This window comes from Rathayibacter sp. VKM Ac-2804 (assembly GCF_009866655.1).
Lineage (GTDB): Bacteria > Actinomycetota > Actinomycetes > Actinomycetales > Microbacteriaceae > Rathayibacter.
Window position 1 is genome coordinate 2445858 of record NZ_CP047420.1, and the last position, 25999, is coordinate 2471856.

Genomic DNA, 25999 nt, shown 5'->3' on the forward strand with positions numbered 1-25999 from the left:
AGGGCGGTGCCTCACCCGATGGGGTGCCGCCCTGCGACCGGGGACGACGACGGGGGCCGCACGGAGCCGCAGCCCCGCGCCGGCCGTCAGGCGAAGTCGGCCGTGTCGCCGACGAGGCGCGTGTTCTCCGCCGGGATCGGCTCGACCGCGGCGAGGGCGACCTCGGCCGCGAACTCGCCCACGTTGTAGAGCTTGCCCGCCGACTCGCGACGGGAGCTGATCGCGCCGGGGTTCGAGCGCTCGAGCAGCGTCGCGGTGATGGTGCCCTCGATCATGTCGCCCGAGACGACGACGAACTCGACACCGCGCTCGGTCAGCGCCGGGATCCGCTCGCGCAGGGCGTCCTCGCCGGCGCGCTTGGACAGCGCGACCGGCTCGTACTCCGGCATGGTCGGGGTCGTCCGGATGAAGTGCGCCTGGTGGCTGGTGACGAAGACGATGCGCGAGCCCTCGCCGAGCAGCGGCAGCGCCGCCTCGAGCGTGGCGACCTGCGAGTCGCGGTTGAGGACCATCGCGTAGTCCTCCCCCATGTTGCTCTCCATGCCGCCGGAGGCGTTCAGCACGAGCACGTCCAGCCCGCCGAGCCTCTCCTGGATCTCGGCGAAGAGAGCGGCGCGCGAGGACGCGTCGGTGAGGTCGGCGCCCACCGCGAAGGCGGAGCCGCCCGCGGCGGTGATCTGGTCGACGAGCTTCGTCGCGCGCGGCGCCTTCGAGCGGTAGTTCACGACGACGCTCGCGCCGGCCTCGGCGAAGTAGCGGACGGTGTCGGCGCCGATGCCGCGGGAGGAGCCGGTGACGAGGACGCGCTTGCCGTCGAGCGAGCCGGGGGCGAGGGGGTTGGACACGAGGAGATCCTCCAGGACGCCGGCGCAGGAGCCGGATCGGGCACGGGTGACGGGCCCACGGCCCGACGCAGGAGCCTACCAAGGCGCCGCCGACCCCGTCGGTCCCGCGCCGCCCACCCCCCTCTCAGCCCGCCTTGCTACCGTGGACTCCCGTGCTCGTAAGGGGAAGGAGCACCGCATGGACGCAGTGACTCAGTACGCCTGGATCCTCTGGATCGCCCTCATCCTGATCTTCGTGATCGTCGAGATGATCACCTTCGAGTTCACCTTCCTGATGCTCGCGGTCGGCAGCATCGGCGGACTCGCGGCCGGCCTCCTCGGCGCCCCGTTCTGGGTGCAGGTCCCGGTCGCCGCGGTCCTCGCGGTGCTGCTGCTCTTCACGGTCAGACCCTCGCTGCTGCGGCTGCTGAAGCGCGGCGGCGATCCGACGCCGACCGGAGCCGACGCGCTGCTCGGCCTCGCCGGCAGCGTCGTGATCGCGGGGCCCGGCCCCGGTCAGGTGAAGCTCGTCAACGGCGAGACGTGGACGGTCAAGCTGTCCCCGCTCGTCGAGACCCGCCCGCTCGGTGTCGGCGAACGCGTCGTCGTCACCGCCATCGAGGGCGCGACAGCCGTCGTCGTCCCCGCCGAAAGGAGTTCGTCGTGAACACCGCAGCAATCGTGACGACGGTGATCATCGCGGTCATCGTCCTCTTCGCCCTGGTGGTGCTGTTCAAGGCCATCCGCATCGTCCCGCAGGCCACGGCCGGCGTGGTCGAGCGCCTGGGCAAGTACCACCGCACCCTCCTCCCCGGACTGAACCTGGTGATCCCGTTCATCGACCGGGTCCGCCCGTCCGTCGACCTGCGCGAGCAGGTCGTCTCCTTCCCGCCGCAGCCGGTGATCACCGAGGACAACCTGGTCGTGTCGATCGACACGGTCGTCTACTTCCAGGTGACCGACGCGCGCGCCGCCACCTACGAGATCGCCAACTACCTCGGCGCCGTGGAGCAGCTCACCACCACCACGCTCCGCAACGTGGTCGGCGGGCTGAACCTCGAGGAGGCGCTGACCTCCCGCGACAACATCAACGGCCAGCTGCGCATCGTCCTCGACGAGGCCACCGGCAAGTGGGGCATCCGCGTCGGACGCGTCGAGCTCAAGGCGATCGACCCGCCGATCTCCATCCAGGACTCGATGGAGAAGCAGATGCGCGCCGAGCGCGATCGCCGCGCCGTCATCCTCACCGCCGAGGGCACGAAGCAGTCGCAGATCCTGAACGCGGAGGGCCACCGCCAGGCGGCGATCCTCGCGGCCGAGGGCGACGCGAAGGCCGCGGTCCTCCGAGCCGAGGGCGAGGCGAAGGCGATCACCACCGTCTTCTCCGCCATCCACGAGGGCCGCCCCGACAACGAGCTCCTCGCCTACGAGTACCTGCAGATGCTGCCGAAGATCGCCGAGGGCAGCGCGAACAAGCTCTGGATCGTGCCGAGCGAGCTCACCGAGGCGCTCAAGGGCATGGGTCAGGCGTTCGGCAAGAACTCGCCGACCCGCCCGGAGCGCGAGCAGGACGGCTCGGGCATGACTCCCCCGGCCCCGTCCTTCTAGGGCTCCTCCGCCATGACGACTCCGCGGCCGCCGTTCCTCTCGGGGCGGCGGCCGTTCGTCATCGCCCACCGCGGCTTCGCGCCGGGCGCGGAGGGGAACACCCTCGAGTCGTTCCAGCGGGCCCTCGCCGCGGGGGCCGACCTGCTCGAGACCGACGTCCGCGCCTCCCTCGACGGCGTCGCGGTGCTCGTGCACGACGAGGAGGTCGTCGACGCGTCCGGGCTGCGCCACCGCGTCGACCGGACGCGCTGGGAGGAGCTCGCCGAGTGCGTCCTCCCGTCCGGTGAGCGTCTCGTCACCCTCGCCGAGGCCCTGCGGCGACTGCCGACCGCGCGCTTCAACATCGACGTCAAGGCGAGGACCGCCGTCCTCCCGGTGGTCGAAGCGGTCCGCGCCGCCGGGGCACGGGACCGCGTGCTGATCACCTCCTTCTCGGAGTCGCGCCGCCGCGCCGCCGTCCGTCACCTCCCCGGCGTCGCGACGTCCGCCTCGGCGCCCCGGTTCGCGGCGGCCCTCGTCGGCGCGCATCTGGGGCGGGCGGCACTCGTCCGACGGGCCCTCCGCGGCATCGACGCCCTGCAGGTCCCGGAGCGCGCGCTCGGCCTCGCGGTCGCCTCACCGCGGATCCTCGCCCGGTTGCGGGTCACGGGAGCCGAGATCCACCTCTGGACGATCAACGATCCCGAGCGGATGCGGGCTCTCCTCGAGCTCGGCGTCGACGGCCTCGTCACCGACCGCACCGATCTCGCCCGGGCCGCCGTGGACGACCGAGCGGACCGCGCCGACGACCGCGCCGGACGCGACGGGAAAGGCCCGGTCACCTGACGATCCTCTGGCAAACGGGGGCCTCTCCGGACCACCCCCAGGTCCGCGGTCGACACTTGTCGGAGCACAGCGAGAGGAGACCACACAATGGCAGATCGAAGCTTGCGCGGGATGAGGCTCGGCTCACAGAGCCTGCAGAGCGAAGAAGGCGTCGTCTTCTCACCGCGGTCGACGTTCACGTACCACTGCTCGGATTGCGGCCACGACACCGACATGGTGTTCTCGGCCGACGCCGAAGCGCCCGAGACCTGGGAGTGCCGCAACTGCGGCCACGAGGCCGTGCTGCTGGTGGATTCGAAGCCCGTCGTCGTCGACCGGGGCGAGCAGAAGGCACCGCGCACCCACTGGGACATGCTGCTCGAGCGCCGCACCCGTGCGGAACTCGAGGAGCTGCTCGAGGAGCGGCTCGCCTACCTCCGCGCCCGTCGCGGAGAGCACAAGATCGGCGCGTAGCGCCCCAGGGTCCTGCTCGGCCGGCGTCCTCGCCGGCCGGCGGACCCTTTTCCGTGCCCGGACGCGCTTGAGACCTAGCGCCGGCGTCGCGGCTCGCGCGTCCGCAGCACGAACGAGACCAGCCCGATGAGGCTCGCCGCGAGGAAGTACCAGCCGAGGTTCCGCGCCCACACCAGAGCCGGGGTCGTCGTGGACGCGAGCGGGACCTCGTCCACCATGGTGCCGGGCTCGAACCACTCCAGCGAGTCGATCGTCGATCCGTCGGGAGCGATGATCGCGCTCGTGCCCACTGTCGAGATGTTGACCACGCTGCGGCCGGTCTCGATCGCCCGCAGCCGCGCGATCGCCAGCTGCTGCACGCTCTCATCGGTCCGCCCGAAGTCGGCGTTGTTCGTCTGCGCGAGCACCAGCTGCGCACCGCCGTCGACCATCGCGTTCGTCAGCGAGTCGTCCGAGATGTCGAAGCAGATCGCGATGCCCGCGAGGATCCCGTCGATGTCGAAGACGTTCGAGCGCGTGCCGATCGAGTAGTCGCGGCTGACCAGGTCCACCAGGTCGGGCGCGAACATCCGCCAGAACGCACGGTCCGGCATGTACTCGGCGAACGGCACCGGGTGCACCTTGTCGTAGACCTGGGTCGCGCCCTCCCCCGCCTTCCAGAGCAGCGAGCTGTTGTAGAAGACGTCGTCGGAGGGGTTCGTGATCGTCCCGACGATGAAGGGCGCGTCCATGGTGCTGCTGAGGTAGTCGAGGACGGCGGCGGACTGCGCGTTCCGGGTCGGATCGATGTCGACGCCGTTCTCGGGCCAGACGACCATGTCGACGTCCTCGCCGATGATCGGCAGGGTCGCGGAGGTGTGGTCCTCGAGGATCTGGCCGCGGTAGCTCTGCGAGAAAAGGCCGGCGTCGGAGTCGCCCTGGACCGCCGCGATGCGCGTCGTCCCCTCGGTCGGAGCGGGCCAGGCCGGGAAGACCAGCGCGACGATCGAGAAGCCGGCGACGACGGCCGCGCGGCCCGAGGCCGGCACGGACGTCGTCCGCACGGCCTGCGCCAGCGTCGCCGCCAGGAACGCCACCACGAAGCTCAGTCCGGAGAAGCCGACCCAGGCCGCCAGATCGGCGAGCGGGCCCATCGACTGCGACAGCGCGAGCCGCCCCCAGGCGAAGCCGCCGTACGGCCACTGGATCGTGATCGTCTCGCGGCCCACCCAGAGCGCGGCGACCAGCGCGGGCAGCCCGATCATCCGACCGAGCGGGCCCGTCCAGACCCGCTGGCCCCTCGTCAGCAGCATCGCGGTGAGCCCGGAGGAGAGCGCGAAGAATATCGCCTGCAGTCCGGCCAGCGCCGCCCACGGGACGAGGCCGAGGTAGAGGGTCAGCCACTGGATGTGCACGCCCCAGAAGACCGCGCCGCCGACCAGGCCGACGAGTGCGCCGCTCCAGAAGCCGCGCCCGGCCAGGGCGAAGAGGATCGCGGCGGTGCCCACGATGGCGAGCGGCCAGACGTCGGAGTCGGGGAAGCCGCGGTCGAGAACCGCCCCGCCGAGGGCCGCGAGCGGGATCGCCAGCCACAGCGGTGCCGTGCGCCCGGTGGGCGCCGAGATCACCGCCCTCATGCGACCGTCGAGTACGCGACGATGCCGTGCCGGACGAGCTCGAGGGCCGCGCGCGCGGCGCGCCCGACCTTGCCCTCCGCCACCAGCGAGAGCTGGTCGAGCAGGTCGATCGTCTGCTTCGCCCAGCGGACGAAGTCGCCGGCGGCCATGTCGGACTCGCGGAGGACCGCGTCGAGCGGCATCCCGCGCGCCCACATGTTCATCGGCAGCGCCAGGGTGGTCGAGATCGGGTTGCTGCCCGGCAGCCGGTGGTCGCGCTCGACGTCGTCGAGCTTCGCCCACAGCAGCTGCGTCTTCTCCAGCGCCTCGGGGAAGGTGCCGCGCGGCAGGAACTTCTCGCCCAGCGTCCCCTCCTCGCGCCGGGGCTCGAAGACCAGGCAGCACGCCATGGCGGCGAGCCCGGCCGGGTCGAGCTCGGTCCAGGCCTGCTTGCGCAGGCACTCGGCCACGAGCAGGTCGCGGTCGCCGTAGATGCGCTTGAGGGTGCGGCCGTTCGGCGTGAGGGACAGCTCGCCCGCCTCGTCGCGCCGGAAGTAGCCGAGCTCCATCAGCACGTCCGTGATGCGGTCGAAGATGCGCGCGACGGCGCCGGTCCGCGAGCGGATCTGGCGCTCGATCTCGTCGGTCTCCTTGCGGAGCTTCCACCAGCGCTCGGCCCAGCGGGCGTGCTGCTCGCGGTCGGAGCAGGCGTGGCAGGGGTGCGCCTTCATCCGCCGGCGCAGGTCGCTCAGCTGGCCCTGGCGCTTCTCGCGCTCGCTGTGCGAGGCGGACTCGCCCCGGACGGCGCCGCGGCGCTCCAGCTCGCCGATCTCGCGGCGGATCGCGGCGTACTGCTCGAAGTCGCCGAGGTGGCACTGCATCGCCGTGACGTAGCCCTCGAGCGAGGTCTCCTGCTGCCGGACGCGGCGCGCCAGGTCGACGACGGAGCGGTCGGCCTGGAACTGCGCGAAGGACGACTCGAGGATCTCGCGCGTGCGGGTCCGGCCGAACTGGTCGATCAGGTTCGCCGCCATGTTGTAGCTGGGGCGGAAGCTCGAGTTGAGCGGATAGGTGCGGCGCGAGGCGAGCGAGGCGACGGCCTGCGGATTCATCCCGCCGCGCCACTGGATCACCGAGTGCCCCTCGACGTCGATGCCGCGGCGACCGGCGCGACCGGTGAGCTGGGTGTACTCCCCCGGCGTGATCGGCACGCGGGCCTCGCCGTTGAACTTCTCGAGCTTCTCGAGCACGACGGTGCGCGCGGGCATGTTGATGCCGAGCGCGAGCGTCTCGGTGGCGAAGACCACGCGGACCAGGCGGCGGAGGAACAGCTCCTCGACGACCTCCTTGAACGCGGGCAGCATGCCGGCGTGGTGGGCGGCGACCCCGCGCTGCAGCCCGTCGAGCCACTCCCAGTAGCCGAGGACGGCGAGGTCCTCGTCGCGGATGGTCCGACAGCGCTCCTCGACGATCGCGCGGATCTCGTCGCGCTCGTGCCGCTCGGTGAGCCGGACGCCCGAGCGCAGCACCTGGCGGACGGCCTGGTCGCAGCCGTTGCGGCTGAAGACGAAGAAGATGGCGGGCAGCAGGTTCTTGCCACGCAGGATCTCGACGACCTCGGAGCGCGGGACGAGGTCCTCGGTCCGCGTCTCGTGGAAGCGACCGCCGCCACCGCCGCGGCCCCGCCCGGAGCCGCGACCGCCGCGCTCGACGCGGGTGCCGCCCTGCGCGAGGCGCGCGAGCTCGGGATTGACGCGATTGGTCGCCGCGCGCCCGGACGAGTCGAACAGGTCGAGCAGCTTGCCGCCGACGAGGACGTGCTGATCGAGCGGCACGGGCCGCTCCTCCGAGACGATGACCTCGGTCTCGCCGCGGACGGTCTGCAGCCAGTCGCCGAACTCCTCCGCGTTGGAGACGGTGGCGCTGAGCGACACCAGCCGGACCGACTGCGGGAGGTGGATGATGACCTCCTCCCAGACGGCGCCGCGGAAGCGGTCGGCCAGGTAGTGCACCTCGTCCATCACGACGTATGCGAGGTCGCGGAGCAGATCGGAGTCCGCGTAGAGCATGTTCCGCAGCACCTCGGTCGTCATGACGACGATCCGGGCGCGCGCGTTGACGTTCGAGTCACCGGTGAGCAGGCCGACTTCGGACGCTCCGTAGTCCTCGACGAACTCCTGGAACTTCTGGTTGCTGAGCGCCTTCATCGGCGTCGTGTAGAAGACCTTGGCGTTCGGGTCCTGCATCGCGAGGTGGATGGCGAACTCGGCGACGGCGGTCTTGCCGGCGCCGGTCGGCGCGGCGACGAGGACGCTGCGGCCGTCGTCGAGCGCGCTGCAGGCCTCGTACTGGAAGGGGTCCAGGTCGAACGCGAGGGTCGAGCGGAACGCCTCGACCCTCGCGTGGCCCTGTCGTGTGCGGAACGCCGCGAAGCGCTCGGCGGGAGTGGCCCCGGTCACGCCGGCAGGTCGGAGGGGCTGCCGTCGAAGACGACCTGGCGCTTGGCGGCGCGGCGGTCGTGCAGGAGCGCGATCCCGCACGCGGCGAAGAACAGGATCGTGATCGGGATCGCGAGCATGAACATCGAGATCGGGTCGGCGGCGGGCGTCGCGATCGCGGTGAAGAGGACGATGACCATGATCGCGATGCGCCACGACTTGATCATCAGCGAGCCCGGGAGGATGCCGACGAAGTTCAGCAGCACCAGGAAGACCGGCAGGACGAAGGCGACGCCGACGACCAGGACGAGCTTGAGCACGAAGTCGTAGTAGACCTTCGCGTCCAGGAAGCTCGCCGCGTCACCGCCGGTGAAGCTCGTGAGGAGCTCGACGATGTGCGGGAAGACGAACCAGCCGGAGAGGCAGCCCGCGAGGAACAGCGGGATGGCCGTCAGGATGAAGCCGACGCCGTAGCGGACCTCCTTGCCCGTCAGCCCGGGCACCAGGAAGGCCCAGATCTGGTAGAGCCAGACCGGGCTCGCGATCACGATGCCGATGGTCATCGCGATCTGCAGGCGCAGGTCGAACGCTCCCGTGATCGTCGGGAAGTTGAGGACGGCCTCTTTGTTCTGGCTCGACGCCACGACGCTGATCGGCGCCTTGAGGGCCTCGAAGACCCAGTCGGAGAGGAACCAGCCGGCGACGCAGGCCACGGCGATCGCGATCGCCGCGATGAAGAGCCGGTTGCGAAGCTCGATCAGGTGAGACCCGAGGGACATGCGTCCCTCGGGGTTCTTCCCCGATCGCTTCGTCCGTGGCTTCTTCGCTGCCACGGAGGTCATTACTTGAGCGGGGACTCGGGCGGCAGCGTCGTGCCGGTGCCGGTGGTCGTGCCCGTCGAGCTCGCCGTGCCGGTCGAGCTCGTCGTGCCGGTGGCCGTGGTCGAGTCCGTTGCGTCGTTGCGCTCGGTCCCGTCCTCGTCCTTCATGGTCTTGACCTCGCTCTTGAAGATGCGCATCGACTGCCCGACGCTGCGCGCGAGCTGGGGAAGCTTGGGCGCACCGAAGAGGAGGAGGATGACGGCGAGGATGATGACGAGGTGCCACCCCTGGAGTCCAGCGAACATTGCAGTCTCACTTCACTTGTCGGTTGCGGTGTACCAGGAGCTTACCCCGTTCGATCCGGAGAGACCGGCGATCCTCGGTCCTCTCCCGGCGGGCGTCCCGGCGGGACTCGTGGCCGCGGCGGACCTCGTCGCGATCGGCGAAGAGCGAGGACGGCGGCCTCGTCGACGCCTCGGCCGGCTCCGGGACCTGGAGCGCGTCGAGCTTCGCCGTGACCTCCTCGAGCTGTCCGAGCAGGAGCCGGCCCTTCCGCCAGTAGGACAGCGCGAACAGCACGAGCACCGCGAGGGCGGCGATCGCGAGGCCGAGCCAGATCAGGATCCAGGACCACCAGGTCACGGCGTCTCCTCTCCGTTGGCCGCGAGAGCGGCGCGGGTCCACTCGGCGACGGCGGTCCTCGCCGCCTCGGGGGCGACGACGGTCACGAGGCCGGGCAGCGACGCGACGAGGCGGGTGAGCCCGGCGAGGTGCGCGACGCGGATCCTGACGAGGACCCCTGAACCCTCGTCTCCGGCGGGAACCGACGGGAACTCGGCGTCCGCGGCGTAGTCGCCCAGCAGCGGGACCGAGCCCGGCGCGACCCGCAGGTCGATCAGCAGGTCCGAGGCGGACGCCTCAAAGAGCCGGTCGGGCAGCGTGACCTCGTTGCGGCGGCGCACGATCGGCGTCCCGGTGTCGGTGAGGGCGCGCATGCGGTCGACGCGGAAGGTGCGGACTCCCTCGCGCAGGTGGTCCCAGCCGCGCAGGTACCAGTCGCGGTCGACCGACTCCAGCAGGAACGGGTCGACCAGCCGCGACTCCGTCTCGCCGCGCGCGCTGCGGTAGTCGAAGGCGAGCTGCGTCCCGGCGGCGAGCGAGGTGCGGATCGTGGCGAGCGAGGCGTCGGCGCCGACGCCCCGCGCCACCGCCACGGCGGTGGGGGCGGAGGAGGCGCCGCGGGCGAGCTTGCCCATCAGCGAGGCGATGCGGTCGTTGCCCTGGTTCTCGGGCAGGGCGGCCAGGTACTGCATCCCGGCGATCAGGGCGGCGGCCTCGCGCGCCGAGAAGCGCGGCGAGTCGTCGATCGCGACCTGCTGGGTGAGGACGATCTGGTCGTTCTCCTCGAAGTCGTCCCAGCTGATGTCGAAGAGGTCGTTCGACTGGTACTGCGCGGTCTCGCCGGGGATGCCGGAGACGGCGATCAGGCGGACGGCACGGCGGACCTCGTCCTGGGGGATCTCGAAGTGCGCGGCGACCTCGGCGACGCTGACGCGCCCGCGATCGAGGAGGTACGGGACGAGCGAGAGCAGCACGGCCAGGCGGTCGCGGGCCTGGAGCGAGCGGGGCCTAGCCACGGCCGGCGCCCCGGTGGTCGGCGACGGAGTGGTCGGCGAAGGAGCGGCGCAGACGGTCGACGACCTTGCGGCGCAGCTCCTCCGGTTCGAGGACGACGACCTCGGGGCCGTAGCCGGCGAGCTCGTCGGCCAGGACGTCGGCGTCGGTGAAGTGCAGGCGCAGCAGGTCCGCTCCCTCCCCCGCGGCCTCGGCCCGGACGCCGAGGCGGAGCGCGGCGTCCGAGTCGGGGGCGACGCGCAGCAGGGCGGTGCTGCGGGCGAGGATCTCGTCGAGCTGGGCGAGGGCCGTCGCGGCGTGGTCGCCCGGCTCCGGCGGGGCCGTGCGGCCGGTAGTCGCGACGGGGCCGACGATCCGGGAGAGGAGGAAGGTGCGGGTGCCCTCGGCGGTCTCGTCCCAGCCGTGCAGGTGCCAGCGGCCCTGGTGGTTCACGAGCGCGCGCGGCCGGACCGTGCGCGTCCGCGGCTCGTCGCCGCCGGGCTTGAGGTAGGGGAAGCGGACGACCTGGCCGCGGTCGAGCGCGGCGTTCAGCGGCTCGAAGGACGCCTCGCGCACCCGGATCGAGGGGCTGATGCCGATCACCGGGTCGACCGAGTCGACGCCGAGCGAGCGCAGCTTGATCAAGGCGCGGCGCGACTCCGCGGAGAGCGTGCCCTCGCGCCAGACGGCACCGGCGAGGCGCAGCAGGGCCATCTCCTCCTGATCGAAGGAGAGGTCGGCGGGGAGGTCGTAGCTGCGCTTCGCGATCCGGTAGCGGACCGTCTGGGTGTTGCCCGGGTCCCCCGGGGCGTCGACGGTCTCGATCGGGATGCCGAGCTCGCGCAGATCGTCCTTGTCGCGTTCGAACTGCCGCTCGAGCGAGGCGCGGTCACCGCGGTCGGAGCGCTGCCGGTAGCCCTGCACCGTGGAGAGCACGTCCGACTTCGTCAGCCCGTTCTCGGCGGCCACGAGGGCCAGCACCAGGTTGAACAGACGCTCCTCGGCCGGGATGCGGCTCGAGGTCGAAGCGTCGGCGGGCACGCCCTCCAGTCTAGGGCCGGGCCCACCCGCTCCCGACGAGCCTCGGAGGCCCGTGGACCGGCGCAGCCGCCCTGCACTCATGCTGGTCGAGCAGCCCCGCAGGGGCGTACCGAGACCCGCCGTTCCCAGCAGAGCGGGCCTGCAGTACCCACGTCCGACGCCGGTGGATCTCGATACGCCCGCTCTGCGGGCTACTCGATCAGCAGAAGAGAGGCACACCCCGAGCATGCTGGTCGAGCAGCCCGCAGGCGCGTATCGAGAGCCCGCTCGATCAGCGAGGACGGAGCAGCTCGCTCAGTCGACGGCGAGGACGTCGGCGACGAAGACGATGGTCGAGTCGGCGCTGATGCCGCTGCCCTCCGGCGGGGTGTCGCCGTAGCCGTCCTCGGGCGGGATGATCGCGATGACCTGGGAGCCGACCGGCTGGCCGATCAGTGCCTCGGCGAAGCCGGGGATCACGCCGCCCTGGCCCTGGGTCGCGACGAAGGTCGCCGGGGCGCCCTTCTGCCAGCTGGAGTCGAAGATCGTGCCGTCGGCCCAGAGCCAGCCGGTGTACTGGACGACGACCGTGTCGCCGTCCTCCACGACCGCGCCGTCGCCCTTCTTGAGCTGCGCGATCTCGAGCGTCGTCGGCGCGTCGCCCGACGGCTTGGCCAGACCGGGGACGCCGTCGGGGTCCAGCGTCACGGCGGGGAAGCCGTTCGGGACGGGCTGGGCGTCGCCGTTCGCGCGGGCGAGGGAGGCCTTCTCGATGTCCGCGACGAGCACCAGGGTGTCGTCGGGCGAGATGCCGAGCTGGGCGGAGGAGTCGCCGAAGCCGTCCTCCGGGGCGATCGCGATCGCGACGCGCGAGCCGACCTGGCTGCAGAGCAGGCCCTGGTTGAGCCCGACGAGTCCGGCGCCGCCGACCGTGAAGGTGGCGGTGCTCGCTCCGTCGTAGGGCGAGGCCTCGAGGACCGAGCCGTCGGCGCCGTTGAGGAGCGTGTAGTCGATCGTGACGAGCTGGCCCTTCTCGAGCGGGTCGCCCGAGCCCTCGATCAGCGTGCTGACCTGGGTGCCGTCCGCGTTCAACGGCGAGGGCACCGTCACGTCGGGCTGCTCGCCGAAGTCCCCGGTCGCCTCGACGGCCGACGACGAGGCGCCGGACGAGTAGGGGGCGTCGCAGTCGGCCGTCGACGAGGATGCGGAGCATCCGGTCAGGGCGGCGACGATGCCGATGCCGGCGATGAGCGCGGTGGTCCTGCGCACGGGTCCTCGTTTCACGAAGTGGGAGTGGTGGGGCCCGAGTGCGAGACCATCGGGACGGCGGCTCGGCCCGGGGACCGGAAAGCCGGGATCAGCTTAGACGATGCCCTCGTCGTCGCCCGGGCCCGGCGCAGCACCGCCGTCGCCGTCGCCGTCGGCCTCGCCGAAGCCCCGCGCCCGCGAGAGCTCGGCGCTGGTGGCCGACTCGCGCACGCGCTTGCGCAGGCTCTTCGGGCTGACCGCCCGCTCCCCCAGAGCGCCCGGGGTCCAGGCCTCCACGTCCTCGTCGCTGAAGTCGGTCTTGGACGGCCTGCGCTTGAGCTCGGGCAGGACGGCACCCGGAGCGAGCCGGCGCGCGGTGATGAGGAAGCCGGTGTGGCCGATCATCCGGTGATCCGGGCGGACGGCGAGGCCCTCGACGTGCCAGCCGCGGACCATCGTCTCGTTCGACGCCGGATTGGTGAACAGGCCCGAGGCGCGGATCGCCTCCGCGACCCGCGAGAGCTGGGTCACGGTGGCGACGTAGCAGAGCAGGACGCCACCGGGGGTGAGCGCGTCGGCGGCGACGTCGAGGCACTCCCAGGGCGCGAGCATGTCGAGCACGACGCGGTCGGCCTCGCCGGGGGCGATGGCGCCGGGCAGCTCCTCGACGAGGTCGCCGACGGTCACGCTCCAGTTGTCCGGGGTGTAGCCGAGGAACGTCTCGATGTTGGCGCGGGCGACGTCCGCGAACTCCTCGCGGCGCTCGAAGGAGGAGAGCCGGCCGCCCGGGCCGATCGCGCGCAGCAGCCAGAGCGAGAGCGCTCCGGAGCCGACACCGGCCTCGACGACGCGTGCGCCGGGGAAGACGTCGGCGAGGGCGAGGATCTGCGCGGCGTCCTTCGGGTAGACGATCGCCGCTCCGCGCGGCATCGACATCACGAAGTCGGCGAGCAGCGGGCGGAGGGCGAGGTGCTCGACGCCGACGGTGTTGACGACGACGGAGCCGTCGGGCAGGCCGATGACCGTGTCGTGCTCGATCCCGCCGCGATGGGTGTGGAAGACCTTGCCCGGGATCAGCGTGATGGTGTTCATCCGCCCCTTCGGCCCGGTCAGCTGCACGCGGTCGCCCGCGCGGAAGGGTCCGGAATGCTGCAGTGCCTCACCGGTCATCGGCGGGCCTCCGTCTCGGTCGTGAGCGCGCGACTGCGGTGCTCGGAGGACACCAGCGCGAGGTCCGCGACGGTTCGGCCCGCGAGGGTGGGCCAGAGGGAGTAGGGGGCGTCGGGGTCGAGCTCGAGCTGGTGCGGCACGCCGATCGCGGCGGCGCCCGAGGCGACCGCGGAGGCGAGGCCGGCGTGCGAGTCCTCGATGGCGACGCAGGCGAGCACCTCGACGCCGAGGGTGCGCGCGGCGAGGAGGTAGGCCTCCGGATGCGGCTTGCTCTGCTCGACCATGTCGCCGCTGACGACGGTCTCGAAGGCGGGGAACGGGAGGCGGTCGACGACGGCGTGCGCCATCCGGCCGATCGACATGGTGACGAGGGCCTGCGGCACACCCGCGTCGCGGACGGCGGAGAGCAGCTCGAGCGCACCGGGACGCCACGGGATGCTCTCGGCGAGCTGCGCGACGACCTCGTCGGTCATCCGGTCGATGATCGCCTCGACGGGCAGGTCGACGCCCTTGCCCTGGAGGATGCGGGCGGAGGCGGGGAGGCCGGAGCCGACCAGGCTCATCGCGTCCTCGTGGGTCCAGACGCCGCCGAAGGAGGCGACCAGCGCGTGCTCCGACGCCATCCAGTAGGGCTCCGTGTCGACGAGCGTGCCGTCCATGTCCCAGAGGACCGCCGCGGGAGCGCCCTCCGGGAGCGGGGGCTGCGGCCGGGACACGGGGAGGGAGGTGTCGGAAGTCACGAGCGACCATCGTACCGGCAGCCCCGACCGGGCCGACCGTACGCGGACAGCGGAAAGACGCGGGCCGGACGGAGGGGTCCGGGGCCGGGTCCTATCCTTGACGAACGGGTCCAGCGCACGCAGCGCTCCCCGGACATCGAGCCGAACACGGAGACCTCGCCTATGAACGTGATCAAGGGGAACGTCCTGGTCGTGGCCTTCGAGGGCTGGAACGACGCGGGTGACGCGGCCAGCGGCGCGGTCCGCCTGGTGAAGGACGCCGGCGAGTTCGTGCCCCTCTTCTCGGTCGACGCCGAGCAGTACTACGACTTCCAGTACACCCGCCCGATGCTCTCGATCGGCGAGGACGGGCGCCGCAGCCTCTCCTGGCCCGGCACGCAGATCTTCGGCCCGGCCGACACCTCCGTCGACGCGGAGAGCGCCCTCTACGTGATGATCGGCACGGAGCCCTCGCGCAGCTGGAAGAGCTTCGCCGCGGAGGTCGTCGACGCGATGCTCGCGATCGACATCTCCGCCGTGGTCTTCCTCGGCGCCATGCTCGCCGATGTGCCGCACACCCGGCCGATCTCGCTCTTCGCCTCGAGCGAGAATGCGGAGATGCGCGCGCAGTTCGAGCTCGAGCGCTCCACCTACGAGGGGCCGGTCGGCATCCTCAGCGTCATCGGCGAGGCGGCGCAGAAGGTCGGCATCCCCGCCGTCTCGCTGTGGGCGTCCGTGCCGCACTACGTGCACAACGCGCCGTCGCCCAAGGCCATGCTCGCGCTTCTCGAGAAGCTCGAGGAGGTCGTCGGGCTGGCGATCCCCCGCGGCGACCTCGTCGAGGAGGCCGGCGAGTGGGAGCGCGGCATCGACGCCCTCGCGCTCGACGACGAGGAGATGGCGGCGTACATCGCCCAGCTCGAGCAGGCGCGCGACACCGTCGACTCGCCCGAGGCGAGCGGCGAGGCCATCGCCCAGGAGTTCGAGCGCTACCTCCGCCGCCGCGGCGACGGCCGCTCGGGCGAGGAGCCCTGGCGCCCGTAGGCAGCGCGCCGGGTCTCGATACACCGCCTGCGGCGGCACTCGACCAGCATGGGTGGCGGTACATCCCGCGAAGCCAGTCCGCCCGGCTGCAGGCAGCCGCCTTCATGCTGATCGAGCAGCCCGCGGAGCGGGCGTATCGAGATCCACCCCGCCCGCGGGCCGAGCGCAGGCTCAGCCCAGGCGGACGCCGAGCAGCGCGTCGATCGCGTCGCGGAGGAGGGCGGGATCGTCGACGCCGCCGGCGATCGCATCGTCGAGCACCGCGAGCGCACCCGGGGTGTCCAGGTCCACCGCGAGCACGGCGCGCAGGCGCTCGAGCACGTCCGCGGCCGACGCCGCTCCGATCGAGGCGAGCGACGACTCCCACCGTGCGAGGCGGGCCTCGGCGGCGGGCAGGTCCTCGGGCAGCCACTCCCAGTCGGAGCGGTAGTGGTGCGCCAGCAGCGCCAGGCGGATCGCGCGCGGGTCCGTCCCCTGCGCGCGCAGCCGCGACACGAGGACGAGGTTGCCGAGCGACTTGCTCATCTTCTCGCCCTGGTACGCGACCATGCCGGCGTGCGCGTAGGCGCGGGCGAGCGGACGACCGGACAGCGAGGCGGCGTGCGCGGCGGAGAACTCGTGGTGCGGGAAGATCAGATCGCTCCCGCCGCCCTGCAGCGTGAACTCCGGTCCGAGGCGGTCGAGCGCGATCACCGAGCACTCGATGTGCCAGCCCGGGCGGCCCCGGCCGACGGCGGCGTCCCACGCGGGCTCGCCCGCGCGCTCGGCGCGCCACAGCAGCGGATCGAGCGGGTCGCGCTTGCCTGCGCGGTCGGGGTCTCCCCCGCGCTGCGCGAAGAGCTCGGCCATGGTCGCGGCGTCGAGGTCGCTCTCGCTCCCGAGGCGCCAGACGTCGCTCTCGCCGGCGGCGATGTCGTAGTAGAGGTCCTCGCCGCCGTCGACGGCGGCCTCGGGGGTGGCGACGCGGTACGCGACCCCGGTGCGCTCGAGGCGGGCGACCGCCTCCGCGATGGGCGCGATCGTCTCGGTGACACCGTCGTAGTGGTCGGGCGGCAGGATCCGCAGCGCGGTCATGTCGCCGCGGAACAGCTCGACCTGCTCCTCGGCGAGGTCGCGCCAGTCGACTCCGTCGCGAGTGGCCCGCTCCAGCAGCGGGTCGTCGACGTCGGTCACGTTCTGCGCGTAGAGCACCGAGTACCCCGCGTCGCGCCAGAGCCGCTGCACCGTGTCGAAGGCGAGGTAGGTCGAGGCATGGCCGAGGTGCGTCGCGTCGTACGGCGTGATGCCGCAGACGTAGAGGCGTGCGGTGCCGTCGTCCGCGACGAGCTCGACGGGCGCGCCCGTCGCGGTGTCGTGCACGGCGGGCACGGGTCCGCGGCCGGGCAGGGCCGGCACGGCCGGAGCGTTCCAGGTGCGCATCTAGGCGGCGAGGAGGCCCGTGCTCAGCGCGACCATGAGGACGACGCCGAGGACGATGCGGTAGATCACGAACGGCAGGAAGCTGCGGCGCGAGATGTAGCTCATGAAGAAGGCGATCACGACGAAGCCGACCACGAAGGCCACGATCGTCGCGACGAGCGTCTCGAGACCGCCGACCTGGATCTGGTTGGGCAGGATCTCCGGGTCGCTGATGCTCTTGTACAGCTGGTACAGACCGCTGCCGAAGACGGCGGGGATCGCGAGGAGGAAGGAGTAGCGGGCCGCGGCCTTCCGCTCGTAGCCCATGAAGAGGCCGGCCGTGATGGTGCCGCCGGAGCGCGAGACGCCGGGGACGAGGGCGAGCGCCTGCGCGCCACCGAAGATGAGGCCGTCGCGGACGTTCAGGTCGCGCAGGCGGCGCTTCTTCGCGCCCACCGCGTCGGCGATGCCGAGCAGGATGCCGAAGACGATCAGCGTGGTGGCGACGACCCAGAGCGAGCGGAGAGTGGTCTCGATCTGGTCCTGGAAGAGCAGGCCGAGCACGATGATCGGGAGGCTGCCGACGATGATCAGCCAGCCCATCCGGGCGTTCGCGTCGGTGCGCGGGACCTTGCCGACCAGCGACCGGCACCAGTTCGACACGATCTTCACGATGTCGCGCCAGAAGTAGATGATGACCGCGGTCTCGGTGCCCAGCTGCGTGATGGCGGTGAACGCCGCGCCGGTGTCCTTGCCGTCCAGTCCGGGGAGCAGCTCGCTCACGATCCGGAGGTGGGCGCTGGAGGAGATGGGGAGGAATTCCGTCAGACCCTGGACGAGTCCCAGGATCAGCGCTTCGAGCAGGCCCATGCGTCACTTTCGAGGAGGGCTGGGGCGTCGTCGGCCAGCAGGCGGTCGGTGGTGGTCGTCGATCTGACCATCAGGATCGCAGGAGGAGATCGGTCAGGACCTTCCTGCCAAACACTAGTGCGTCGAGTGGAACCCGCTCATCGACCCCGTGGAACAGCGCCGGGAAGTCGAGCGAGCCCGGCAGCTGGAGCGGCGCGAAGCCGTAGCCGGTGATGCCGATCGTCGAGAGAGCCTTGTTGTCGGTGCCCCCGGACAGGAGGTACGGCAGCACCTCGGCCTCGGGGTCGAAGCGGCGGAGCGAGGCCGCCATGCTCTCCACGAGCGGTCCGGCGAAGGGGACCTCGAGCCCGATGTCGCGGTGCTGCACCAGGATCTCGACGTGCTCGCCCGCGAGGACCTTCAGACGCTCGAGCACCGCGTCCTCCTCGCCGGGGAGCACGCGGACGTCGATGGTCGCCTCCGCGGTGTCCGGAATGACGTTGGCCTTGTAGCCGGCGGAGAGCATCGACGGGTTCGCGGTGGTGCGCAGCGTCGCCGCGATGAAGCGCGAGGCGGTGCCGGTCGCGAGCGCCAGCTCCTCCGGAGTGCTGCGCTGCGGGTCGTGGCCGAGGATGCGGGCGACCTCGCCGAGCAGCTCGCGGGTGGTGTCGGTGAGGCGGGTGGGCCACTCCTCGCTGCCGATGCGGGCGATCGCCTGGGCGAGGCGGGTGACGGCGTTCTCGCCGTTGATCTGCGAGCCGTGCCCGGCCGTGCCGCGGGCGCGCAGGGTGAGCCAGAGCAGCGCCTTCTCGCCGGTCTGCACGAGGTAGGCGCGCTTGCCGCCGAGCTCGATCGAGTAGCCGCCGACCTCGCTGATCGCCTCGGTCGCGCCGGCGAAGAGCTCGGGACGGGTCTTGACGAGGTGGCCGGAGCCGCGGACGCCGCCCGCCTCCTCGTCGGCGAAGAAGGCGATGACGAGGTCGCGCGAGGGCTTCCGGCCACCGCCGAGGATGTCGCCGAGGGACGCGAGGATCATCGCGTCCATGTTCTTCATGTCGACCGCGCCGCGGCCCCAGAGTATGCCGTCCTTGATGACGCCGCCGAACGGATCGACGCTCCAGTTGTCCGCGATCGCAGGGACGACGTCGAGGTGCCCGTGCACGACGAGGGCGCCGCGCTCGCGGTCCTCCCCCGCCACCCGGGCGACGACGCTGGTGCGGCCGGGATCGGAGTCGATCAGCTCGGGCTCGAGGCCGAGGTCGCGCAGGCGGGCGGCCACGTACTCGGCCGCCTCGCGCTCGGGCTCGGCCTTGCCGTCGCCGTAGTTGCTGGTGTCGAAGCGGATGAGGTCCCGCGCGATGATCGCGGTCTCGTCGAGATCCGACTCGGAGGGGGCGGCGGCGCTGTCGGAGGACGTCATGCCCCCACGCTAGCGGGCGGGCCCACGGCACCCCCCTCCGCCGGTGTCATCCGAGGCGCTCGAACCGTGCTAATGTCTTCTTCGGCCGCGGAAACGCAGGCCGGAAACAACACTCGTCCGGGTGGCGGAAATGGCAGACGCGCTAGCTTGAGGTGCTAGTGCCCGTATAGGGCGTGGGGGTTCAAGTCCCCCCTCGGACACACGCAGAACCCCTCGATCTCATGAAGATCGGGGGGTTCTTCTCGTTGGTGGCGGCGGTTCGTGCATCCGTGACCGCGAGCGATGCGGTCAGAGGTCGAGAAGACCTTGAGCCGTGCTCCAGACGGTGTCGCTCGTCGCATCGTCCAGGTCGGTGTCGACGAGCCTCTCCAGCAGGAGTTCCGGGTCGATGAGACCGTGCCGGACCAGGGCGGAGACGAAGGACCGGTCCTTGTCCCGGTTCGCGACAAGCTTCGCCACGCACAGGTCGTGCGGGTCGAGGCACCAGCCGATCCGCCCGCGGGTGTTGTCGTTCTGCACTCGAAGGAGTCGGCCCTCCCAGCCGCGAGGCAGGACCGCCGTCCTCCGGCCGACGCCGTCCAAGTGGAACCCGTGCGTGGCGTCGAACGAGGACAGCTCGCCGGCGACTCCGCTGAGTCTCGTCGCCAGCGTTTCACTGTCGGTGTCGTTCAGCGGGAGGACGTCGAGCTCGTTCGATGCCGTCGCCTCGACGGGCAGCTCCGACTCGCTCCAGGTGCCCAGCACCGACTGGGAGCCGATGACGATCACCTCGTCGGCCTGGATGATCTCCGTCGCTGCGCGGATCCCGTGCTCCAGCTCGGCCCGGTTCACGCGCTCGCCTCGAGCAGCGCCGATCGCTCCTCGTCGGGGATCAGCCCGGCGAGCGGTGACACGGAGCGCAGGTCGTGAGCGTGCTCCGTCTCCACGAGCAGGGCCTCGATCTGCGTGGAGAGAGGACTGCGGAGCAGCTCTGCCCACTCGTCCAGCCACTCGTGCGCATCCCCGCGGACCTTGCCTCGCAGTTGCTCGAGCCGTGCTTCCGCCCGAGGACGGAAGTCCGGAGAGCGGTCGAGGAGTTCCAGCGCGGCGCGGTGGAGCTGGACGGAGCGAGTGGTCTCGCGACGCAGTGACCGATCACGGTCGCGACGATCCGCCTCGACCTCGGCCAAGACAGCCGCATGGGAGGGGAGGGCGCGCCTCAGGAGACGACGCGCGGCGAGCGCCGTCGTCCGGTCGGTCCGTCGCGCGAGCGCGGCGATGCTCAGACCGATCGGCACCGGTCCCTCGCTGACGAACGGCCACCGCTCATCGGGGACGTGATGAAGGATCACGGAAGTCGATGACGGGCCCGCTGCGGCGACCTCTTCTCGCAGCTGAGCCTTCAGCCGGATGGAGACGAGCAGCTCGAGGCGGCTGACGTCGCGCGGGCCCGCTCGGGGGTCCGATGCTCCGACGGGGAGCAGCTCCCGCTCCCCCCGCAGCTGGTCGACGAGTTCCGTGGGAAGCTCCAGGGACTCCGGCGGCAGAAGCTCGGCGGTCCACGAGCGCGTCACCGCCACAGGATCCTCCGCGCTCTCGAGCCGCTGAATCATCCGGGTGATGCGACTCCGCTCGGACCTCGTCAGGGCCGGGTCCACAGCGCCCGAGAGCGCGGCGACGAGTCCCCACGCCATCCGGTCGCCGAGCGGGCGAGACACGCGCGGCGATGGGACGTCCTGATTACCCCTGATGACATGCACGCCTCCGACCTTCTCGGCCCGGATGCGCCCCTCAGCGATGAGCTGACGGATGCGCGCCGCACTGACGCCGCGCTCTCGCGCGACATCGGCGACGGACTTTAACTCTTGCTCGGTCATGGAACAAAGTCTACCGATACCGCAAGGGAAGTGCACCGCTCGTTCTCGGCGAACGCGAACACACCAGTGCGGAGTCGAGCACCGAGGGTCCGCTCCCTTGACCTTCGACAGCGTCGCTCCTAGGCTCTCGCCGGGTGAGAAACCGAATGAAACAGTTTCTATTTCTTTTGTGCGGGTCTCACCTCTCGCCCGGCGTCGTGCCGGATGCCTCGAACGAACGGACGCACCATGACGACCACCTCCTTCACCTCCGGCTGGACGGTCCGGGCGCCGCGCGGGCCGTTCGCCGCCGTGCAGGGCGGGGTCGACGACTCCGTCGCGGTGACGCTGCCGCACGACGCGCTCCGCGATGCCGAGCGCTCGCCGGGTGCGGTCTCCCAGGGCGGGACCGCCTACTACCCGGGCGGTGCCTACAGCTACGTCACGACGTTCGAGGTGCCGGCGGAGTGGGCGGGCAAGGTCGTACGGCTCGAGGTGCAGGGCGCGTACCGGCACGCGATGGTGTTCCTCAACGACGAGTTCGCCGGGAACCGCGCCGACGGCTTCGCGCGCTTCTTCGTGGAGCTGACGCCGTTCCTCCGCTTCGGCGAGACGAACACGCTGCGGATCGAGGTCCGCTCGGGCCAGGACTCTCGCTGGTACGCCGGCGCCGGTCTGCACCGGCCGGTGCTGCTGCACGTCGACGAGCCCGTGCACATCGAGCCGGACGGCGTGCGGATCACGACCGTGCGCGTCGAGGACGACCAGGCCGTCGTCGAGGTCGCGACGAGCATCGTCAACCGCGGGCTCACGACGTCGTCGCTCACAGTGTCGACCGAGCTCACCGGGCCGGCCGGCGACGTCGTGGAGAGCGCGACGACACCGGTCACCGTCGCCCCCGGCCGCACCGCCCTCGTGCGCCAGCGCCTCTACGTGCAGGAGCCCGCCCTCTGGAGCGTCGACTCCCCCGCCCTGCACAGCGCCCGCACGAGCATCGGCGTCGGCGACGACGTCGTCACCGTGCACGGCATCCGCACCGTCACCGTCGACCCGCGCAAGGGACTGCGGATCAACGGCGAGACCGTGCTGCTGCGTGGCGCCTGCATCCACAGCGACAACGGCGTCCTCGGCGCCGCCTCGATCGCCCGTGCGGAGGAGCGCCGGATCCAGCTGCTCAACGAGGCCGGCTTCAACGCGATCCGCATGGCGCACAACCCCGCCTCGCCGTCGATGCTCGACGCCTGCGACCGCCTCGGCATGCTCGTGATGGACGAGGCCTTCGACATGTGGGTCCGCGGCAAGACGCACCACGACCACTCGCTCGACTTCGCGCAGTGGTGGCGGGCCGATCTGGAGTCGCTGGTCGCGAAGGACTACAACCACCCCAGCGTGATCCTCTACTCGATCGGCAACGAGATCGTCGAGGTCGGCACCCCGCACGGCGCAGTGCTGGCCCGCGATCTCGCCGAGCACGTGCGCGCGCTCGACCCGACCCGCCCCGTCACCAACGGCGTGAACCCGACGCTGGCGGTGCTCGACGAGCTGGACAGCATCCTCGCCTCGGAGCAGGGGCTGAACGAGCTGATGGGCGAGGCCGGTGCCGGGATGATGGCGGCGATCGGCTCCTCCGACGCCGTCACCCGCCGCACCGCGGAGTCGAGCGCGGCGGTCGACGTGCTCGGACTGAACTACGCCGACGGCCGCTATGCGAGCGACGCGGAGCTGTTCCCGCAGCGTGTGATCGTCGGGTCCGAGACGTTCCCCTCGCAGATCGGCGAGCTGTGGCCGAAGGTGCTGGCGAACCCGAACGTGATCGGCGACTTCACCTGGACCGGCTGGGACTACCTCGGCGAGGTCGGCATCGGCGCCACCTCCTACGCGGAGGACCCGACGGCGAACGGCGCGCTGGAGCGCGAGTACCCGTACCTGACGGCGTGGTGCGGCGATCTCGACATCACCGGGTGGCGGCGACCCGCCTCCTACTACCGCGAGATCGTCTTCGGGCTGCGCTCGGAGCCGGCGATCGCGGTCGTCCGGCCGGAGCGGCACGGGCAGACGGTGACGATGCAGTCGCCCTGGGCGTGGAGCGACTCGGTCGACTCCTGGACATGGCCCGGCTTCGAGGGCTCCCCCGTGACCGTCGAGGTGGCGGCGGACGCGGACGAGGTGGCGCTGCTGCTCGACGGCATCGAGGTGGGGCGCTCGGCCGCCGGGGCGGTGCGGCCGATGCTGGCGTCGATCGAGACGGTCTACCGGCCGGGCACGCTGACCGCGATCGCGTACCGGTCCGGGAGCGAGACGGGGCGCAGCTCGCTCGTCTCGGCGTCCGGGTCTGCGGTGCTGACCGCGACGGCGGACCGGACGCAGCTGCGGGCGGACGACACCGACCTCGCGTACATCGCAATCGAGCTGCGCGATGCGGGCGGCGTGCTGGTCACCGGCGCTGACCGCGTCGTCTCGGTCACCGTCGAGGGCGCGGGCGTGCTCGCGGGCTTCGGGAGCGGGGCACCCGCCACCACCGAGCGCTTCGACGCCGCATCGCGGACGACGTTCGACGGCCGCGCACTCGCCGTGGTCCGTCCGACCGGCTCGGGGCCGATCACGGTGCTCGTCTCCTCCGACGGACTCGACGACGTCCGGATCGAGCTCTCCGCGAGCTGAAGATCGCCAGCGCAGGCTCTCCCCTTGCGCGGGCGGCGCGTCCCGTGCTGATCGAGTAGCCCGCAGAGCGGGCGTATCGAGATCCACCCTCACCAGAAGCGGAGTCTGCAGACCCGCCGTGCTGAGGACGGTGGGTCTCGATACGCCTCTGCGGGGCTCCTCGACCAGCAGGGGCGCGTCAGGCGGCGACGACTCCGGCGGGCGACCAGCCGAGGGCCGGGGCGATCGACTCGGCGACGGTCCGCAGCAGGCGCGCGTTGTACTCGACGCCGAGCTGGTTGGGGACCGTGAGCAGGAGGGTGTCGGCCTCCTGGACGGCGACGTCGGCGGCGAGCTCCTCGGCGAGGCGGTCGGGCTCGCCGGTGTAGCTGCGGCCGAAGCGGGCGCGGACTCCCTCGAGGGAGGCGACCTGGTCGCGCTCGCCGCGGCCGCCGAAGTAGAGGCGGTCGAGGTCGGTCGTGATCGGGAGGACGCTGCGCGACACCGAGACGCGCGGCGACCGCTCCCAGCCGGCCTCCGCCCAGGCCGAGCGGTACTCGCGGATCTGCCGCGCCTGGAGCTCGTCGAAGGGGATGCCCTCCTCCTCGAGCAGGAGCGTGGAGGACTGCAGGTTCATGCCCTGCTCGGCCGCCCAGCGCGCCGTGGCGAAGCTGCCGGCGCCCCACCAGATGCGGTCCTCGAGGCCCGGGGAGCGGGGCTCGATCGCGAGCGGGCTCGACATCCCGGTGCGCGCGGGATCGGTCTCGGCGACGGCGGCGCCGGACAGCGCCTCGCGGAAGAGCTGGACCTTGCGGCGCGCGAGGTCCGCGTCGGTCGTGCCCTCCGAGGGGACGTAGCCGAACGCCTCGGAGCCGCGCAGCGCGGTCTCGGGCGATCCCCGGCTCACGCCGAGCTCGAGCCGGCCGCCGGAGATGAGGTCGGTCGCGGCCGCCTCCTCCGCCATGTAGAGCGGGTTCTCGTAGCGCATGTCGATGACGCCGGTGCCGATCTCGATCCGGCGGGTGCGTGCGGCGATCGCGGCCAGGAGCGGGAACGGCGAGGCCAGCTGCGGAGCGAAGTGGTGGACGCGGACGTAGGCGCCGTCGATGCCGATCTCCTCGGCCGCCTCCGCGAGCTCGATGGTCTGCAGGAGGACGTCGCGCGCAGTGTGCGTCAGCGACCCCTCGACGGACTGGTAGTGGCCGAAGGAGAGGAAGCCGATGCGGGAGACCATGCCTGCTCCAGCGTCGGAGGCGCTCCGGCTATTCCCGGCGTCGGAGGACGCGGGGCGCGTCCGTCCGGCTCAGCTCGCCTCGAAGTCGGCGGAGACGGAGGCCGAGACCTCGATGTCCTCCGGCTTCAGCGTCAGCTCCTCCTGCCCCTTGAAGGCCATGGCGCGGCTCATCACGGCCGAGCCGCCCTCGATCCGGGTGTGCGGGCGCAGCCCCGGCTCGAAGAGCGTGAGCACGCGGGGCTCACCGAGGCCGAGGGCGGAGGCGTAGGCGGCGGCGCGCTCGCGGGCGTCGCGCACCGCGGCCACCCGCACCTCGCGCTCGGCGCTCGCGCGCCGGGCGGCGGTGACGTCCCAGTCGACCCCGGCGACGGTGATGCCGGGGGCCTCCGAGACGGAGGAGACCCAGCGCCCGAGGGCGTCGAAGTCCCGGTACTTGACCCGGACGCTCGCGGCGGCGACGTGGAACGGCTCGGTGACGTCGGAGTCCTTGAGGTACCGCTGGATCGTCGAGACCGAGACCTGATCGGCCGACCACCAGGTCGCCGCGCCGGACGCCTGCTCGGCGCGGGCCTCCTCGCGCACTCGCGCGTGCAGAGCCGTCACTTCGGCGAGCGCCTGGGAGCGCGAGCGCGACTCGCGGCGGATCTCGAGGCGGACGGTGCCGCGTTCGGCGGGGTGGAAGTGCTGGGCGATCCCGGCGACGGTGATGGTGACCATGGCCTCATGGTGCCCCATCGGGCTGCGTCGGAGGTGCGGACCGGAGCCCGGGGTCAGCGGTGCAGGCCGAGGGCGCCGCGGAGGCGGTCGGCGAGCGAGAGCTCGATCGCGAGGTTGCTGAGGAGCTGGTCGCGGTGGGCGCCGCGCGCGGGCGGGACGACGGCGCCGGTGCGCGGGTCGGTGGTGCCGCGCAGGGCGCGCTCGCAGTCGGCGATCGTCTTCTCGATCAGCTCGAGGCGGCGGGCCAGCCGGTCCGACTGGTAGTGCTCGCTCGAGATGGGTCCGTCGAAGGGGTGGCGGGTGGTGGGGGTCGTGAGGGTCGCGGTGGCGATTGCTGCTGCACTCATGCTGATCCGATCCGTCGGGGCGCGTGGTGGGCGCCGTTCGTGTGGGACACAGGACAGCACGGGCGTCCGCCACCGGCGAGATCGGTGACACGATGCGCGCAGTGCTGGCACGAATCGTGCAGATACCTGGCGCGATTCGTTTTCCATGGCGCGAATCGTCCTAGCGAGCGGCCGCCGCTC

At 71.8% G+C, this 25999-nt stretch carries 25 protein-coding genes and 1 tRNA gene; 7 read left to right on the top strand and 19 right to left on the bottom strand.

Going from position 1 to position 25999, the window contains the following annotated elements; all coding sequences use genetic code 11:
* Nucleotides 1–86 precede the first annotated feature (86 nt).
* Nucleotides 87–845: an SDR family oxidoreductase gene (locus GTU73_RS11540; protein ID WP_160089615.1), complete on the bottom strand. Its 759-nt coding sequence runs from the start codon at nucleotides 843–845 to the stop codon at nucleotides 87–89.
* 178 nt (nucleotides 846–1023) lie between these two features.
* Between GTU73_RS11540 and GTU73_RS11545 the strand changes: the two genes are divergently transcribed.
* From GTU73_RS11545 to GTU73_RS11560, 4 genes are all read left to right on the top strand, one after another.
* Nucleotides 1024–1491, top strand: coding sequence for an NfeD family protein (locus GTU73_RS11545; protein ID WP_160089617.1), 468 nt, complete (start codon nucleotides 1024–1026; stop codon nucleotides 1489–1491).
* Nucleotides 1488–2432: an SPFH domain-containing protein gene (locus GTU73_RS11550; RefSeq protein ID WP_160089619.1), complete on the top strand. Its 945-nt coding sequence runs from the start codon at nucleotides 1488–1490 to the stop codon at nucleotides 2430–2432. The genes GTU73_RS11545 and GTU73_RS11550 overlap by 4 nt, the downstream gene beginning before the upstream one ends.
* 12 nt (nucleotides 2433–2444) lie before the next feature.
* Nucleotides 2445–3257, top strand: a complete 813-nt coding sequence (locus tag GTU73_RS11555; protein WP_160089621.1) for a glycerophosphodiester phosphodiesterase family protein — start codon at nucleotides 2445–2447, stop codon at nucleotides 3255–3257.
* A gap of 87 nt (nucleotides 3258–3344) precedes the next feature.
* Nucleotides 3345–3710 (top strand): RNA polymerase-binding protein RbpA, encoded by a 366-nt coding sequence (locus GTU73_RS11560; RefSeq protein WP_123446336.1) that lies wholly within the window; start codon nucleotides 3345–3347, stop codon nucleotides 3708–3710.
* A gap of 74 nt (nucleotides 3711–3784) precedes the next feature.
* On the opposite strand, the gene lnt is transcribed toward GTU73_RS11560, so the two are convergent.
* From lnt to GTU73_RS11610, 10 genes are all read right to left on the bottom strand, one after another.
* Nucleotides 3785–5317, bottom strand: coding sequence for an apolipoprotein N-acyltransferase (lnt, locus tag GTU73_RS11565; protein WP_160089623.1), 1533 nt, complete (start codon nucleotides 5315–5317; stop codon nucleotides 3785–3787).
* 5 nt (nucleotides 5318–5322) lie between these two features.
* Nucleotides 5323–7764 (bottom strand): DEAD/DEAH box helicase, encoded by a 2442-nt coding sequence (locus GTU73_RS11570; RefSeq protein WP_160089625.1) that lies wholly within the window; start codon nucleotides 7762–7764, stop codon nucleotides 5323–5325.
* Nucleotides 7761–8522, bottom strand: a complete 762-nt coding sequence (gene tatC, locus GTU73_RS11575) for a twin-arginine translocase subunit TatC (RefSeq protein ID WP_160089627.1) — start codon at nucleotides 8520–8522, stop codon at nucleotides 7761–7763. The genes GTU73_RS11570 and tatC overlap by 4 nt, the downstream gene beginning before the upstream one ends.
* Nucleotides 8523–8584: 62 nt before the next feature.
* Nucleotides 8585–8869 (bottom strand): Sec-independent protein translocase subunit TatA, encoded by a 285-nt coding sequence (gene tatA, locus GTU73_RS11580; protein ID WP_160089629.1) that lies wholly within the window; start codon nucleotides 8867–8869, stop codon nucleotides 8585–8587.
* A 7-nt stretch (nucleotides 8870–8876) separates the two neighbouring features.
* Nucleotides 8877–9206, bottom strand: coding sequence for a hypothetical protein (locus GTU73_RS11585; RefSeq protein ID WP_160089631.1), 330 nt, complete (start codon nucleotides 9204–9206; stop codon nucleotides 8877–8879).
* Nucleotides 9203–10201, bottom strand: a complete 999-nt coding sequence (locus GTU73_RS11590) for a WYL domain-containing protein (protein ID WP_160089633.1) — start codon at nucleotides 10199–10201, stop codon at nucleotides 9203–9205. The genes GTU73_RS11585 and GTU73_RS11590 overlap by 4 nt, the downstream gene beginning before the upstream one ends.
* Nucleotides 10194–11219, bottom strand: coding sequence for a WYL domain-containing protein (locus tag GTU73_RS11595; RefSeq protein WP_244231619.1), 1026 nt, complete (start codon nucleotides 11217–11219; stop codon nucleotides 10194–10196). Before GTU73_RS11595 ends, GTU73_RS11590 begins: the two co-directional genes overlap by 8 nt.
* Nucleotides 11220–11513: 294 nt before the next feature.
* A complete protein-coding gene (locus tag GTU73_RS19065) occupies nucleotides 11514–12467 on the bottom strand; it encodes an FKBP-type peptidyl-prolyl cis-trans isomerase (protein ID WP_160089637.1) in 954 nt (317 codons plus the stop codon).
* A 93-nt stretch (nucleotides 12468–12560) separates the two neighbouring features.
* A complete protein-coding gene (locus tag GTU73_RS11605) occupies nucleotides 12561–13616 on the bottom strand; it encodes a tRNA (adenine-N1)-methyltransferase (protein ID WP_160089639.1) in 1056 nt (351 codons plus the stop codon).
* Nucleotides 13613–14356 (bottom strand): HAD family phosphatase, encoded by a 744-nt coding sequence (locus GTU73_RS11610; protein WP_279630794.1) that lies wholly within the window; start codon nucleotides 14354–14356, stop codon nucleotides 13613–13615. The genes GTU73_RS11605 and GTU73_RS11610 overlap by 4 nt, the downstream gene beginning before the upstream one ends.
* A 162-nt stretch (nucleotides 14357–14518) precedes the next feature.
* On the opposite strand from GTU73_RS11610, the gene GTU73_RS11615 reads away from it, so the two are divergent.
* Nucleotides 14519–15379 carry a PAC2 family protein gene (locus tag GTU73_RS11615; RefSeq protein WP_160089641.1) on the top strand — a complete coding sequence of 287 codons (861 nt, stop codon included), beginning with the start codon at nucleotides 14519–14521 and terminating at the stop codon, nucleotides 15377–15379.
* 171 nt (nucleotides 15380–15550) lie between these two features.
* Here GTU73_RS11615 and mshC read toward each other — a convergent pair whose 3' ends face one another.
* From mshC to GTU73_RS11630, 3 genes are all read right to left on the bottom strand, one after another.
* Nucleotides 15551–16798 carry a cysteine--1-D-myo-inosityl 2-amino-2-deoxy-alpha-D-glucopyranoside ligase gene (mshC, locus tag GTU73_RS11620; protein WP_160089643.1) on the bottom strand — a complete coding sequence of 416 codons (1248 nt, stop codon included), beginning with the start codon at nucleotides 16796–16798 and terminating at the stop codon, nucleotides 15551–15553.
* The gene (locus tag GTU73_RS11625; RefSeq protein ID WP_160089645.1) at nucleotides 16799–17647 is read right to left on the bottom strand and encodes an undecaprenyl-diphosphate phosphatase; all 849 of its coding nucleotides are present in this window, start codon (nucleotides 17645–17647) and stop codon (nucleotides 16799–16801) included. It lies immediately after the preceding gene.
* A 70-nt stretch (nucleotides 17648–17717) separates the two neighbouring features.
* A complete protein-coding gene (locus tag GTU73_RS11630; protein WP_160089647.1) occupies nucleotides 17718–19046 on the bottom strand; it encodes a M20/M25/M40 family metallo-hydrolase in 1329 nt (442 codons plus the stop codon).
* Nucleotides 19047–19161: 115 nt separating this feature from the next.
* Here GTU73_RS11630 and GTU73_RS11635 point away from each other — a divergent pair.
* Nucleotides 19162–19246 (top strand) — tRNA-Leu (locus tag GTU73_RS11635).
* Between the two features lie 88 nt (nucleotides 19247–19334).
* Here GTU73_RS11635 and GTU73_RS11640 read toward each other — a convergent pair.
* Both GTU73_RS11640 and GTU73_RS11645 read right to left on the bottom strand, forming a co-directional pair.
* On the bottom strand, nucleotides 19335–19877 hold the full coding sequence (locus GTU73_RS11640; RefSeq protein WP_160089649.1) for a DUF6036 family nucleotidyltransferase: 543 nt from the start codon (nucleotides 19875–19877) through the stop codon (nucleotides 19335–19337).
* Nucleotides 19874–20902 (bottom strand): hypothetical protein, encoded by a 1029-nt coding sequence (locus tag GTU73_RS11645; protein ID WP_160089651.1) that lies wholly within the window; start codon nucleotides 20900–20902, stop codon nucleotides 19874–19876. Before GTU73_RS11645 ends, GTU73_RS11640 begins: the two co-directional genes overlap by 4 nt.
* Before the next feature lie 228 nt (nucleotides 20903–21130).
* On the opposite strand from GTU73_RS11645, the gene GTU73_RS11650 reads away from it, so the two are divergent.
* On the top strand, nucleotides 21131–23542 hold the full coding sequence (locus GTU73_RS11650; RefSeq protein WP_160089653.1) for a glycoside hydrolase family 2 TIM barrel-domain containing protein: 2412 nt from the start codon (nucleotides 21131–21133) through the stop codon (nucleotides 23540–23542).
* A 178-nt stretch (nucleotides 23543–23720) separates the two neighbouring features.
* On the opposite strand, the gene GTU73_RS11655 is transcribed toward GTU73_RS11650, so the two are convergent.
* The 3 genes from GTU73_RS11655 to GTU73_RS11665 all read right to left on the bottom strand — a co-directional run bounded on the left by GTU73_RS11655 (nucleotide 23721) and on the right by GTU73_RS11665 (nucleotide 25819).
* Nucleotides 23721–24755 carry an LLM class flavin-dependent oxidoreductase gene (locus tag GTU73_RS11655; protein WP_160089655.1) on the bottom strand — a complete coding sequence of 345 codons (1035 nt, stop codon included), beginning with the start codon at nucleotides 24753–24755 and terminating at the stop codon, nucleotides 23721–23723.
* Between the two features lie 69 nt (nucleotides 24756–24824).
* A complete protein-coding gene (locus tag GTU73_RS11660; protein WP_160089657.1) occupies nucleotides 24825–25472 on the bottom strand; it encodes an SIMPL domain-containing protein in 648 nt (215 codons plus the stop codon).
* 53 nt (nucleotides 25473–25525) lie between these two features.
* The gene (locus tag GTU73_RS11665) at nucleotides 25526–25819 is read right to left on the bottom strand and encodes a hypothetical protein (RefSeq protein ID WP_160089659.1); all 294 of its coding nucleotides are present in this window, start codon (nucleotides 25817–25819) and stop codon (nucleotides 25526–25528) included.
* Nucleotides 25820–25999: the final 180 nt, after the last annotated feature.

Excerpts from the sequence above, each read along its gene's own strand:
- GTU73_RS11545 (WP_160089617.1), top strand. The coding sequence starts at position 1,024 with ATGGACGCAGTGACTCAGTACGCCTGGATCCTCTGGATCGCCCTCATC.
- GTU73_RS11555 (WP_160089621.1), top strand. The coding sequence starts at position 2,445 with ATGACGACTCCGCGGCCGCCGTTCCTCTCGGGGCGGCGGCCGTTCGTC.
- GTU73_RS11560 (WP_123446336.1), top strand. The coding sequence starts at position 3,345 with ATGGCAGATCGAAGCTTGCGCGGGATGAGGCTCGGCTCACAGAGCCTG.
- tatC (WP_160089627.1), bottom strand. The coding sequence starts at position 8,522 with ATGTCCCTCGGGTCTCACCTGATCGAGCTTCGCAACCGGCTCTTCATC.
- tatA (WP_160089629.1), bottom strand. The coding sequence starts at position 8,869 with ATGTTCGCTGGACTCCAGGGGTGGCACCTCGTCATCATCCTCGCCGTC.
- GTU73_RS11605 (WP_160089639.1), bottom strand. The coding sequence starts at position 13,616 with ATGACCGGTGAGGCACTGCAGCATTCCGGACCCTTCCGCGCGGGCGAC.
- GTU73_RS11615 (WP_160089641.1), top strand. The coding sequence starts at position 14,519 with ATGAACGTGATCAAGGGGAACGTCCTGGTCGTGGCCTTCGAGGGCTGG.
- mshC (WP_160089643.1), bottom strand. The coding sequence starts at position 16,798 with ATGCGCACCTGGAACGCTCCGGCCGTGCCGGCCCTGCCCGGCCGCGGA.
- GTU73_RS11625 (WP_160089645.1), bottom strand. The coding sequence starts at position 17,647 with ATGGGCCTGCTCGAAGCGCTGATCCTGGGACTCGTCCAGGGTCTGACG.
- GTU73_RS11630 (WP_160089647.1), bottom strand. The coding sequence starts at position 19,046 with ATGACGTCCTCCGACAGCGCCGCCGCCCCCTCCGAGTCGGATCTCGAC.
- GTU73_RS11645 (WP_160089651.1), bottom strand. The coding sequence starts at position 20,902 with ATGACCGAGCAAGAGTTAAAGTCCGTCGCCGATGTCGCGCGAGAGCGC.
- GTU73_RS11650 (WP_160089653.1), top strand. The coding sequence starts at position 21,131 with ATGACGACCACCTCCTTCACCTCCGGCTGGACGGTCCGGGCGCCGCGC.
- GTU73_RS11655 (WP_160089655.1), bottom strand. The coding sequence starts at position 24,755 with ATGGTCTCCCGCATCGGCTTCCTCTCCTTCGGCCACTACCAGTCCGTC.
- GTU73_RS11660 (WP_160089657.1), bottom strand. The coding sequence starts at position 25,472 with ATGGTCACCATCACCGTCGCCGGGATCGCCCAGCACTTCCACCCCGCC.
- GTU73_RS11665 (WP_160089659.1), bottom strand. The coding sequence starts at position 25,819 with ATGAGTGCAGCAGCAATCGCCACCGCGACCCTCACGACCCCCACCACC.